The sequence below is a fragment of the Streptomyces sp. BV286 genome (assembly GCF_019090165.1).
Lineage (GTDB): Bacteria > Actinomycetota > Actinomycetes > Streptomycetales > Streptomycetaceae > Streptomyces.
The window spans coordinates 37,969-50,478 of the sequence record NZ_JAHRIB010000204.1; the positions used below are offsets into that span (position 1 = coordinate 37,969).

At 69.6% G+C, this 12,510-nt stretch carries 9 protein-coding genes; 7 read left to right on the top strand and 2 right to left on the bottom strand.

Translation table 11 applies throughout. From position 1 onward, the window contains the following. Positions 1-14 precede the first annotated feature (14 nt). Positions 15-2,003: an ATP-dependent DNA helicase gene (locus KUF83_RS37945; RefSeq protein WP_217459603.1), complete on the top strand. Its 1,989-nt coding sequence runs from the start codon at positions 15-17 to the stop codon at positions 2,001-2,003. A 117-nt stretch (positions 2,004-2,120) separates the two neighbouring features. Here KUF83_RS37945 and lexA read toward each other — a convergent pair whose 3' ends face one another. Next, the gene (lexA, locus tag KUF83_RS37950; protein ID WP_217459604.1) at positions 2,121-2,903 is read right to left on the bottom strand and encodes a transcriptional repressor LexA; all 783 of its coding nucleotides are present in this window, start codon (positions 2,901-2,903) and stop codon (positions 2,121-2,123) included. 518 nt (positions 2,904-3,421) lie between these two features. Here lexA and nrdR point away from each other — a divergent pair. Together nrdR and KUF83_RS37960 are read left to right on the top strand one after the other, a co-directional pair. Beyond that, a complete protein-coding gene (gene nrdR / locus KUF83_RS37955; RefSeq protein WP_217459660.1) occupies positions 3,422-3,970 on the top strand; it encodes a transcriptional regulator NrdR in 549 nt (182 codons plus the stop codon). 152 nt (positions 3,971-4,122) lie between these two features. Continuing rightward, a complete protein-coding gene (locus tag KUF83_RS37960) occupies positions 4,123-7,017 on the top strand; it encodes a vitamin B12-dependent ribonucleotide reductase (protein WP_217459605.1) in 2,895 nt (964 codons plus the stop codon). Between the two features lie 190 nt (positions 7,018-7,207). Here KUF83_RS37960 and KUF83_RS37965 read toward each other — a convergent pair whose 3' ends face one another. After that, a complete protein-coding gene (locus tag KUF83_RS37965) occupies positions 7,208-7,741 on the bottom strand; it encodes a TerD family protein (protein WP_217459606.1) in 534 nt (177 codons plus the stop codon). 150 nt (positions 7,742-7,891) lie between these two features. Between KUF83_RS37965 and KUF83_RS37970 the strand changes: the two genes are divergently transcribed. The 4 genes from KUF83_RS37970 to KUF83_RS37985 all read left to right on the top strand — a co-directional run bounded on the left by KUF83_RS37970 (position 7,892) and on the right by KUF83_RS37985 (position 12,350). Next, complete coding sequence (locus tag KUF83_RS37970; RefSeq protein WP_217459607.1) at positions 7,892-8,497, top strand: DUF4937 domain-containing protein; 606 nt, start codon at positions 7,892-7,894, stop codon at positions 8,495-8,497. Positions 8,498-8,579: 82 nt separating this feature from the next. Continuing rightward, on the top strand, positions 8,580-9,239 hold the full coding sequence (locus KUF83_RS37975) for a histidine phosphatase family protein (protein ID WP_217459608.1): 660 nt from the start codon (positions 8,580-8,582) through the stop codon (positions 9,237-9,239). A gap of 12 nt (positions 9,240-9,251) precedes the next feature. Beyond that, on the top strand, positions 9,252-10,163 hold the full coding sequence (locus tag KUF83_RS37980; RefSeq protein WP_217459609.1) for an ADP-ribosylglycohydrolase family protein: 912 nt from the start codon (positions 9,252-9,254) through the stop codon (positions 10,161-10,163). A 714-nt stretch (positions 10,164-10,877) separates the two neighbouring features. Further along, positions 10,878-12,350, top strand: coding sequence for a DUF4173 domain-containing protein (locus tag KUF83_RS37985; RefSeq protein ID WP_308403329.1), 1,473 nt, complete (start codon positions 10,878-10,880; stop codon positions 12,348-12,350). The last annotated feature ends 160 nt before the right edge of the window (positions 12,351-12,510 follow it).

Genomic DNA, 12,510 nt, shown 5'->3' on the forward strand with positions numbered 1-12,510 from the left:
AGGGTGGGCGGGCTATGACAGAGCCCTCACTCCCCGAACTCCTGCATGCCGCCGTCGCAGCCGTCGGCGGTACGGAGCGCCCTGGCCAGGTGACCATGGCCGAATCCGTCGCGCAGGCCATCGACGACGGTTCCCATCTGCTCGTCCAGGCGGGCACCGGCACCGGTAAGTCGCTCGGCTACCTGGTTCCCGCGCTGGCGCACGGGGAGCGTGTCGTCGTGGCGACGGCCACCCTTGCCCTCCAGCGGCAGCTCGTGGAGCGGGACCTGCCGCGCACGGTGGACGCACTGCATCCGCTGCTGCGCCGCCGCCCCGAGTTCGCGATGCTCAAGGGCCGGTCGAACTATTTGTGTCTGCACCGTCTCCACGAGGGAGCGCCGCAGGACGAGGAGGAGGGCCTCTTCGACCAGTTCGAGGCGGCCGCGCCCACGAGCAAGCTGGGCCAGGACCTGCTGCGGCTGCGGGAGTGGTCGGACGAGACCGAGACGGGAGACCGCGACAATCTGACCCCGGGCGTCTCGGACCGCGCCTGGTCGCAGATCTCCGTCTCCTCCAGGGAGTGCCTCGGCGCCTCGAAGTGCGCCTACGGTGCGGAGTGCTTCGCCGAGGCGGCCCGTGAGCGCGCCAAGCTCGCCGATGTCGTCGTGACCAATCACGCGCTGCTGGCGATCGACGCCATCGAAGGTGCTCCGGTCCTCCCGCAGCACGAGGTGCTGATCGTCGACGAGGCCCACGAACTGGTTTCCCGGGTCACCGGCGTCGCGACCGGCGAGCTCACCCCCGGCCAGGTCAACCGCGCCGTGCGCAGAGCCTCGAAACTCGTCAACGAGAAGGCGGCCGACCAGCTCCAGACCGCCGCCGAGGGCTTCGAACGCCTGATGGAGCTGGCGCTGCCCGGCCGCCTGGAGGAGATCCCGGAGGACCTGGGCTACGCGCTGATGGCCCTGCGTGACGCCGCCCGCACGGTGATCTCGGGGATCGGAGCGACCCGCGACAAGTCCGTCACCGACGAGGACGCGGTCCGCAAGCAGGCCCTCGCCTCCGTGGAGAGCGTCCACGACGTGGCGGAGCGCATCACGAACGGCTCGGAGTGGGACGTCGTCTGGTACGAACGGCACGACCGCTTCGGGGCGTCCCTGCGGGTCGCGCCGATGTCCGTGTCGGGCCTGCTGCGCGAGAAGCTCTTCACGGACCGTTCCGTCGTCCTGGCCTCGGCCACCCTGAAGCTCGGCGGCGATTTCAACGGCGTGGGCGCCTCGCTGGGCCTGGCACCGGAAGGCACCCAGGGGGAGGACATCCCGCCCTGGAAGGGCATCGACGTCGGTTCGCCCTTCGACTACGGCAAGCAGGGCATCCTCTACGTCGCGAAGCACCTGGCCCGGCCCGCCCGGGACAGCGACCGCGGGGACATGCTCGACGAGCTCACGGAGCTGATCCAGGCGGCCGGTGGCCGCACGCTCGGCCTGTTCTCCTCGATGCGGGCCGCCCAGCTCGCCGCGGAGGAACTGCGCTCCCGCATCCCGGAGTTCCCCATCCTGCTCCAGGGCGAGGAGACACTCGGCGAGCTGATCAAGAACTTCGCGGCGGACCCGAAGACCTGCCTGTTCGGCACGCTCTCACTGTGGCAGGGCGTGGACGTGCCGGGCGCCAGCTGTCAGCTCGTCGTCATGGACAAGATCCCCTTCCCGCGTCCCGACGACCCGCTGATGAGTGCCCGGCAGAAGGCGGTCGAGGACGCCGGGGGGAACGGTTTCATGGCCGTGGCCGCCACCCACGCCGCCCTCCTCATGGCCCAGGGCGCCGGCCGCCTCGTACGGGCGACGGGGGACCGGGGTGTGGTAGCCGTGCTCGACCAGCGGCTTGCCACCGCGCGCTACGGAAACTACCTCAAGGCCTCACTGCCCGACTTCTGGTACACGACGGACCGTAACCAGGTGCGACGGTCTCTGGCCGCCATCGACGAGAAGGCGCGGAAGGCCGAAGAGACCCACGAGGAGGCCTAGACACCTGTGGGCTGCCCCGGCGGAATGTCGGGGGCAGCCCACAGGGGTGCGCGCGGCGGACAGCGCAGGGCCCCGGAACCGGCGCAGGGGTTCCGGGGCCCGGTCTGGGGCAGATGCTCAGATCCGCCGGAGGACCGCCACGACCTTGCCGAGGATGGTCGCCTCGTCGCCGGGGATCGGCTGGTACGCGCTGTTGTGCGGCAGCAGCCACACGTGGCCGTCCTCGCGCTTGAAGCGCTTCACCGTGGCCTCGCCGTCCAGCATGGCGGCCACGATGTCGCCGTTCTCCGCGACCGGCTGGCGGCGGACGGTCACCCAGTCGCCGTCGCAGATCGCGGCCTCGATCATCGAGTCGCCGACGACCTTGAGGACGAACAGCTCGCCGTCGCCGACCAGCTGCCGGGGCAGCGGGAAGACGTCCTCGACCGATTCCTCGGCGAGGATCGGACCACCGGCGGCGATCCGGCCGACCAGCGGGACGTACGACGCGGCCGGCTTGCCCGCCGTGTCGGTGGGCTGCGCGGTGGACTGGTCGGAACCGCGGACCTCGTAGGCCCTGGGGCGGTGAGGATCGCGACGCAGGAAGCCCTTGCGCTCCAGTGCCATCAGCTGATGCGCCACCGAGGACGTACTGGAAAGGCCGACGGCCTGCCCGATCTCCCGCATGGAAGGCGGGTATCCCCGGCGCTGCACCGAGTCCCTGATGACCTCGATGACCCGGCGCTGCCGGTCGGTGAGTCCCGAGCTGTCCGCCCGGATGCCCGGAGGTCGACCCGGCAGGGAGCGTGCAGGCTTGGGCCCCTCCTGGTTCGCGGTTTCATTCATGGCATGCACCGGCTCAAATCGGCCCTGGGAGCGGTCCTGGGCAGTGATGGTGGCACTGTCTGCGGTGGTGGTCACGTCGGCCCCTCTCGTTCGTCTCCCTGCTGGACAACGGTAGTTGCTTTCGAAAGGTTGCGCCAAACACACGTTCGAGTGAAAAAACGCGGATGGCCTGACGTGATCAAGCATTTGGGTGTATGGCTCATGCTGCGCGAGGCGGACGAACGTACTCGTCGCCGCGCTCTTCGCCGCCGATGCCGTCGCCTTGTGGGCCGGAGCGAGGCGTGGGTCAGTCTGCCACCAGGTGCCCGTCGGGTCGGGAACCGGCCCCCGTCGCCGTGGCGCCCACCGTATCCCCGTACGCTCCTGGCCGGAATGGCCGCGCGGCACATGCCAATGCGGAGGCGACACGCGCGCCGGGTGTGAATTTCCGGGCCAAGCCCCACATGTAGTGGTTGGATTGCTGCAGCAGCCCAGAAGTTGTGGTCCCCCGGTCCTCCAGGTCCTTGGTCATCGCCTATGCTTGGGGCTGCTTCGAGGGGTCCAAAGGGCCTGTCGAGGCTATCGAGTCGTGCTGTGAAGGAGGGATGGAGCCGATGCACTGCCCCTTCTGCAGGCACCCCGACAGCCGTGTCGTCGACAGCCGCACGACGGATGACGGTACGTCGATCCGCAGGCGCCGCCAGTGTCCTGACTGTTCCCGTCGGTTCACCACCGTGGAGACGTGCTCCCTCATGGTGGTCAAGCGGTCCGGGGTCACCGAACCGTTCAGCCGTACGAAGGTCATCAACGGCGTTCGGAAGGCATGCCAGGGGCGGCCCGTCACGGAGGACGCGCTCGCCCAGCTCGGTCAGCGGGTCGAGGAGGCGGTCCGGGCCACCGGAAGTGCCGAACTGACCACCCATGACGTGGGGCTGGCCATACTCGGCCCCTTGCAGGAACTCGACCTCGTCGCCTACCTGCGGTTCGCGTCCGTGTACCGGGCGTTCGGCTCGCTGGAGGACTTCGAGGCCGCCATCACGGAACTGAGGCAGGCGCAGCACCCCGCCGCGGACGACGAAGACGCGGGCGAGGGGTGCGAGGGAAGCGACCGCGGGTCCACAGGGGCTGTCGAAGTCCCCGTGCCCGCCAGCGCCGCCGACTGACGAGAGGGGCCGGCACCGGCCCCGCCGACCGGCGGCGACCACAGACCTGCTGCGAGCAGACGCTCATGCGCTGCGCGCAGTACAAGACACACACCGTGCCACGGGAAGAACGAGGCACTTCTGGGCGTTTTAGCCCGATACAGGGAGGCGGCATGACAGAGACGGCGAGCGGTCCGGCACGAGGTTCCCGCGCCAAGGGCACCAAGGCCAGCAAGGGGCTGCGCATCGAGCGCATCCACACCACCCCCGGCGTGCACCCGTACGACGAGGTGGAATGGGCGCGCCGTGACGTCGTCATGACCAACTGGCGCGACGGCTCGGTCAACTTCGAGCAGCGTGGCGTCGAGTTCCCCGACTCATGGTCGGTGAACGCGGTCAACATCGTCACCAGTAAGTACTTCCGCGGTGCCGTCGGCACCCCGCAGCGCGAGGTGAGCCTCAGGCAGCTCATCGACCGGATCGTGAAGACGTACCGGAAGGCCGGAGAGGACCACAAGTACTTCGCCTCGCCCGCCGACGCCGAGATCTTCGAGCACGAGCTGGCGTACGCCCTCCTGCACCAGATCTTCAGCTTCAACTCCCCGGTGTGGTTCAACGTCGGCACGCCCCAGCCGCAGCAGGTCTCCGCCTGCTTCATCCTCGCCGTCGACGACTCCATGGAGTCGATCCTCGACTGGTACAAGGAAGAGGGCATGATCTTCAAGGGCGGCTCGGGCGCCGGCCTGAACCTCTCCCGGATCCGCTCCTCCAAGGAACTGCTCTCCTCGGGCGGCAACGCCTCGGGCCCCGTCTCCTTCATGCGCGGTGCGGACGCCTCCGCAGGAACGATCAAGTCGGGCGGCGCCACCCGCCGCGCGGCCAAGATGGTCATCCTCGACGTGGACCACCCCGACATCGAGGACTTCATCCAGACGAAGGTCAAGGAAGAGGAGAAGATCCGCGCCCTGCGCGACGCGGGCTTCGACATGGACCTGGGCGGCGACGACATCACGTCCGTCCAGTACCAGAACGCCAACAACTCGGTCCGCGTGAACGACGAGTTCATGAAGGCCGTGGAGAACGGCGACAAGTTCGGCCTGCGCGCCCGTATGACCGGTGAGGTCATCGAGGAGGTCGACGCCAAGGAGCTCTTCCGCAAGATGGCGGAGGCGGCCTGGGCCTGCGCCGACCCGGGCATCCAGTACGACGACACGATCAACCGCTGGCACACGTGCCCGGAGTCCGGCCGCATCAACGGCTCGAACCCGTGCAGCGAGTACATGCACCTGGACAACACGTCCTGCAACCTCGCCTCGCTGAACCTGATGAAGTTCCTGAAGGACGACAACAAGGGCCGCCAGTCCTTCGACGTCGAGCGCTTCTCCCAGGTCGTCGAGCTCGTCATCACCGCGATGGACATCTCCATCTGCTTCGCGGACTTCCCGACCCAGAAGATCGGCGAGAACACCCGCGCCTTCCGTCAGCTGGGCATCGGCTACGCCAACCTCGGCGCCCTGCTGATGGCGACCGGGCACGCGTACGACTCCGACGGCGGCCGCGCCCTCGCGGGAGCCATCACCTCGCTGATGACCGGCACCTCGTACAAGCGCTCCGCGGAGCTCGCCGCGGTCGTCGGCGCGTACGACGGCTACGCCCGCAACGCGCAGCCGCACCAGCGGGTCATGAAGCAGCACTCCGACGCCAACGCCGTGGCCGTCCGTGTGGACGACCTGGACACGCCGATCTGGGCCGCCGCCACGGAGGCATGGCAGGACGTACTGCACCTCGGTGAGAAGAACGGCTTCCGCAACGCGCAGGCCTCGGTCATCGCCCCGACCGGCACCATCGGTCTCGCGATGTCCTGCGACACCACCGGCCTCGAGCCCGACCTCGCCCTGGTCAAGTTCAAGAAGCTCGTCGGCGGCGGCTCGATGCAGATCGTCAACGGCACCGTCCCGCAGGCCCTGCGCCGCCTGGGTTACCAGGAGGAGCAGATCGAGGCGATCGTCGCCCACATCGCCGACCACGGCAATGTGATCGACGCCCCCGGCCTCAAGAACGAGCACTACGAGGTCTTCGACTGCGCCATGGGCGAGCGTTCCATCTCCGCGATGGGCCACGTCCGCATGATGGCCGCGATCCAGCCGTGGATCTCCGGTGCGCTCTCCAAGACGGTCAACCTGCCGGAGACGGCGACCGTCGAGGACGTCGAAGAGGTCTACTTCGAGGCGTGGAAGATGGGCGTCAAGGCGCTCGCGATCTACCGCGACAACTGCAAGGTCGGCCAGCCCCTCTCCGCGAAGACCAAGGAGAAGGAGAAGGTCGAGGTAACCGCCAAGGCCGAGGAGACCATCCGTACCGCGGTCGAGAAGGTCGTCGAGTACCGCCCGGTGCGCAAGCGCCTTCCCAAGGGCCGTCCCGGCATCACGACGTCCTTCACGGTCGGTGGCGCCGAGGGGTACATGACCGCCAACTCCTACCCGGACGACGGTCTCGGCGAGGTCTTCCTGAAAATGTCGAAGCAGGGCTCGACCCTCGCCGGCATGATGGACGCCTTCTCGATCGCCGTCTCCGTGGGCCTGCAGTACGGCGTGCCGCTGGAGACGTACGTCTCGAAGTTCACCAACATGCGTTTCGAGCCGGCCGGTATGACGGACGACCCGGACGTGCGGATGGCGCAGTCGATCGTCGACTACATCTTCCGCCGCCTGGCGCTCGACTTCCTGCCCTTCGAGACGCGCTCCGCGCTCGGCATCCACTCCGCCGACGAGCGTCAGCGTCACCTGGAGACCGGTTCGTACGAGCCGACCGACGAGGAGTTGGACGTCGAGGGCCTCGCCCAGTCCGCTCCCCGTACGCAGGAGCTGAAGGCCGTCGTCACGCCCAAGGCCGAGGTCGAAGCGGTCAAGCCCGCTCCGCAGCAGGCCCACACCAGTGCCGAACTGGTGGAGATGCAGCTGGGCATCCAGGCGGACGCCCCTCTGTGCTTCTCCTGCGGTACAAAGATGCAGCGGGCCGGTTCCTGCTACATCTGCGAGGGCTGCGGCTCGACCAGCGGCTGCAGCTGATCCCGGGCACCGCTCGGGTGTGAACTGCCTGGTCAGGGCGGCGGCGTCGATCACTCGACGCCGCCGCCCCGGCGTTTTCCCCCACCCGGCTCCGGGGTGTGACGCGGCAGGGCCGGGTCCGCGAGGTCAGGGCACGCACGAGCAGGGGGCGTACGGCACAGGCCGCACCGCCCCCTGCCGCATGCGCCGGTCAGGACTCCTGGGCCTTGCCCATGGCCCTCGCGAAGGTCGCCGGGTCCGCGTCGAAGCCGCGGATGCCCGGATGGAAAGTCCACTCTCCGGAGTCGTCGCGTACGAACTCCGCGACCGTCGTGGCCGTCGCCCCGAGGACGCCGCCGAAGTCGTCCTCGGCCAGGACGGTGTAGCCCTCACGGATCCGCAGAGCCGGGTTGTGCACACCGACGAACGTGCGCCGTCCGGTGCGCTGCTGGATGGCGACACCGACCATCACGCGCGCGTAGCGCTTGTCGAGACGGGTCAGTTCCAGGGTCATCACCTCGTCCCAGCCGAAGCCCTTGCCGTCCTTGCTGTCCCGGTTGAGGTAGATGGTGCCGTCCGGGGAACGGCTGTCGAAGTGCACTACGTAGTCGGGGTTCTCCTGGGTGTCGGTCGCGAGATAGGTGGCGGCGACGATGTCCAGATCGATGGCCGGCTCACCGGCGGGACTGGGATCCCACTTCACCGAGACCTCGACCTTGCTGATGCCCTTGTTGAGGCCGTTCACCGCATCTCCCTCCTGGTCCCCTGCGTCGGCGCCCCAACTGACGGACAGTTGAGGCGTGTTGCCCATCGTGTCACGCGCGCGGGGCGCTCGTGCGGATGCAGTCCCCCCGAGCGTGACCGACGCCACGTTCCTGGGCCTTACGATGGCGCCGTGCTGGTCAAGTGGATTCGCTGCACCGTGGTGGACCGCCGCGGTTTCGAACGGGGGCAGCGGAAATGGGCGGGGCTTCTGGGGGAGCCGGGATTCCGGGGGCAGGGCGGGGGATGGAGCCGGGGAAGGTCCGGAGTCGCCCACATCTTCGCCTTCTGGGAGAGCCGTGCCTTCTACGACTCCTTCATGGCCCGTTCCCATGACCGGCTGGCCACCTCCCAGGCAGGCACCTTCAAGGATCCGCACGTCAAACTCTTCGATCACCGTTTCGACGTGAAGACGGGCTTCGAACCCCGCTTCACGGAGGCCGACCTCGTACGGGTGGCGCACTGTCGCGTCCACGAGGAGCGCGCCGAGCATTTCGCGCTGATGCAGGAGAAGGTCTGGAACCCCGCGATGGCCGGTTCGCCCGGCATGGTGCGAGGACTGTTCGGGGAGGCGCCCGGCCACGAGTTCCTGGTCCTGTCCATGTGGAAATCCGCCGCCGAGCACGGCAAATACCGGGTCGAGCGGGTGGAGCGGCTCGCCCTGCGGGCCCAGATCGAGGCGGACGTCGCGGCGCTCACGGGGGACATCGTCCAGTTGGAACCGGCCTGGACCGTCTGAAACGGTCGCGATTTGTGTGACCTGCGACGTATGCAGCCCGTACGAGTGCTCGATCGGCCGCGACCCGATCTAGGGTTTCGGTATGGCACGTCCACGGCGCATCGTCCTTGTCCGGCACGGCGAGTCGGTGGGCAATGCCGATGACTCCGTCTACGAGCGTGAACCCGACCACGCCCTGGCGCTCACCGAGAAGGGGTGGCGGCAGGCGGAGGAGACGGGCAAGCGGATCCGAGAGGTCTTCGGCAGCGAGCAGGTAAGCGTTTACGTCTCCCCGTACCGCCGCACCCACGAGACCTTCCGCGCCTTCCACCTGGATCCCGGCCAGGTACGCGTCCGGGAGGAGCCACGGCTGCGAGAGCAGGACTGGGGAAACTGGCAGGACCGGGACGACGTACGCCTCCAGAAGGCCTACCGGGACGCGTACGGGCACTTCTTCTACCGTTTCGCGCAGGGCGAGTCCGGTGCCGATGTGTACGACCGGGTCGGCAACTTCCTGGAGAGCCTGTTCCGGAGCTTCGAGGCGCCCGATCACCCGCCCAACGTGCTCCTGGTGACCCACGGTCTGGCCATGCGGCTGTTCTGCATGCGCTGGTTCCACTGGACGGTCGCCGAGTTCGAGTCGCTGTCGAACCCGGGGAACGCGGAGATGCGGATGCTCGTTCTGGGGGAGGACGGCAAGTACACGATCGACCGTCCCTTCGAGCGTTGGCGTGATCCGGAGCCGTACGGGGTCACCGGATAGAGTGGCAGGGCGATGACCGCTGACTCCTCTTCCGACGGGCGCCTCGATCGCGCCCTGGCCAGCCTGCGTGGACTCGCGGTGGGGGACGCGCTGGGCTCCCAGTTCTTCGTGCCCGCGAACTACCCGCTGCTCAAGGACCGCGTACTGCCGCCCGGGCCCTGGCAGTGGACCGACGACACGGAAATGGCCACCTCCGTAGTGGCCACTCTGGCCACCCACCACCGCATCGACCAGGACGCACTGGCCCGCTCCTTCGCCGAGCACCACGACTTCGACCGTGGGTACGGACCCGCGGTCAACCGACTGCTGCGGCTGGTCCGGGAGGGCGGTGACTGGCGCGAGCTGTCCTCGGCCCTCTTCAACGGCCAGGGCTCCTGGGGCAACGGAGCGGCGATGCGCATCGCCCCTCTGGGCGCCTGGTACGCGGACGATCCGGAGCAGGCCACGCACCAGGCCGAGATCTCGGCGTACCCCACGCATCAGCACCGCGAAGCGGTGGTCGGCGCCATGGCCGTGGCGGCCGCCGCCGCGCTGGCGGCGGCGCCGGGAGGCCCGCCCAGGCCCGACGCGCTGCTCGACGGAGTCATCGCCCTGGTGCCGCGCAGCGCCGTCGGCGCGGGCCTGCGGCGCGCCAGGGACATGCTCGACTACGCGGACACGGCCACCGTCGCCGCCGTCCTCGGCTGCGGGCGGCGTACGACCGCGCACGACACGGTGCCGTTCGCCCTCTGGTCGGCGGCACGGACGCTCGGGGACTACGAAGAGGGTTTCTGGGCGACCGCCCAGGTGGGTGGCGACATGGACACCACCTGCGCCATCGTCGGGGGCGTCGTGGCCGCCGGGAAGGCCGGGGCGCCGCCCGCCGAATGGGCGCGGCACACGGAGGCGCTGCCGGGCTGGCTGACGCCGGGGGACGGCGGATAGGGCCGGCGCGGGGTCGTCCGGCGCCCGTTCGGCAGGGCCATGCCCTCCGCCCCGCGCAGGGCTCGGTGTGACGCGGTCGGCCGTGCGCGCTGACGGCTTTCGTCGAGCGACCGAGATGAGAGCCGAGCGACCGAGGTGAGAAGCGACGGCATCGCTGCCCTCGGCGCCGCCGCTCGGCTCGCGTGACTGCCGCACGCGCGCGTGCCCCTGTTTCTCCTGGCCCAAGCGGCGACCACTGTCACAGCCCTGCCACAGAGAGCTCGTGACCCGCTGGGCCGACCGTCCCGCGGTTACCCTTTCCGCCACGCCGCCCGTTGATCATCACGGGCGTGCGCCGACGAGAAGCCGGTTTTCTGAGCTCCCCCGCAGCCGTTCCGGGCTGCGAGCTGCCCGGACCGGTCGGGAGGGGGTCCCGTGTCCGACACGCCGTCCGAGGCAGAGCCGAGCGGCTCGAAAGCGGAGGATCGAGCACTGAAGTCCGGCATCGAGGCCGAGGAGCCGGAGGGCACCCTTTCAGCGGCCCGTTCCGGGGACGACGCCGCAAGTGCGTCCCCGGGCAGGAGCAGGGCCGGAAGCCGATCCGGCGACTCCGACGACCGCGACGACTCCGACGACCGCGGCAGCTCGCAGAAGGACTCGCAGAAGGACTCGGAGGACGACCCGGAGGAGGATGAAGGCTGGGACGGCCCCGCCGTCGAGTCCTGGTTCGCGGACATCCAGGCGGGCACCCCGGCGCCGGTCCGCACCGAGACGCTCTGGGCCGCACTCGCCGCAGGCCTGCTCAGCATGCTCCTGCTCGGAGAAGGGCTGGCGCTCAACCTCCTGCTGGTGGCGATTCCGGTCACGCTCGGCGCGTACTTCGCCGCTGGGACGGCGGGCCGGCGCCCGCGCCCCTGGACGTTGGTGTGGGGCGTCGGAGGGCTTGCCCTGCTCATCGTTCCGGCTCTGAGGGACGCCGACTGGCCGTCGTTCCTCGCCGTCGTCGCCGCGGTGGCGGTGGGCTCGCTCGCCCTGCACGGCGGCCGTACCTGGCCAGGGATGCTGTTCGGCCCGATAGGCCTCTACACCTCGCTGATCACCGGCCCGGGCTGGGGCTGGCGCGGGCTGCGCGAGCGAACCGGCGGCGCCCGCGGCAACGTGGGCCCGGTGCTGCGGGCGCTCGTGGTGACCGCGGTTCTGCTGGTGGTCTTCGGCACGCTGTTCGCCGGGGCGGACGCGGCCTTCGCGGACCTCCTCGCGGGTCTCGTGCCGGACGCTTCGGTCTCCGGTGGTCCCTGGCACGTCGTTCTGTTCGTGCTCGGTGCCGTCGGCGCCCTCGCGGCGGCACACACGGCCGCGGCACCTGTCCAGTGGGACCGCGTCGAGGTGCCCCCGGGCCGTGCCCGTGGCCGCGTCGAGTGGGCGCTGCCCCTGATCGTGCTCGCCGTGCTCTTCGCGGTCTTCAACGCCGTCCAGCTGGCCGTCCTGTTCGGCGGATACGACGCCGTACTGGAGAAGACCGGCCAGACCTACGCCGAGTACGCGCGCCAGGGCTTCTGGCAGCTGCTCCTGGTCACACTCCTCACCCTTCTGGTCATCGTCTTCGCCCTGCGCTGGGCCCCGCGGGACGGTTCACGCGACTGGACCCTGGTGCGAGCCGTCCTCGGAACCCTCTGCGCCCTCGCCCTCGTCGTGGTGGCCGCGGCGGTGCGGCGTATGGACATGTACGTGGAGGCGTACGGACTGACCCGGCTGCGGATCTCGGTGGTGGGCGTCGAGCTCTGGCTCGGTCTGGTGATCGCGCTCATCATGGTGGCCGGTGTCCTGGGCGCCCGCTGGCTGCCGCGCGCCGTGATGGCCAGCGCCGCCGCGGGAGTGCTCGTCTTCGGAATCGTGTCACCGGACGGCCTGATCGCCGAGCGCAACGTCCAGCGGTACGAGGAGACGGGCACGTTCGACCTCGACTACGCGCGCGGGCTGTCCGCCGACGCCGTCCCGGCCCTCGACAGGCTGGAGGAGCCATTGCGGTCCTGCGCTCTGAAGTCCATGGCGGAGGACCTGCAGGCGGAGACCGAGCCGTGGTACGCGACGAGCTGGGGCGAGGCACGGGCCCGGGACATCCTCGACGGGCGGGGCCTGTCCTCCGAGGCCGACTGGCAGGAGTGCGGTCGGCTGAGCACCGAGCTGACGTTCCGCGGAGGCAGCTGAAGCGGCTGAAGCGGCTGAGGCAGGCGCGCGCCGACCACGTACGCGCCTGCCGGTGTTGAGGACGCGTTGCTACGGCCGCGCGTCCGAGGCGGGTACGGCCTCGGTCGGGCGACGGCAGGCACGGCTCGGACGTGGGGCAACTCGGGCGTGGGACTGGTCG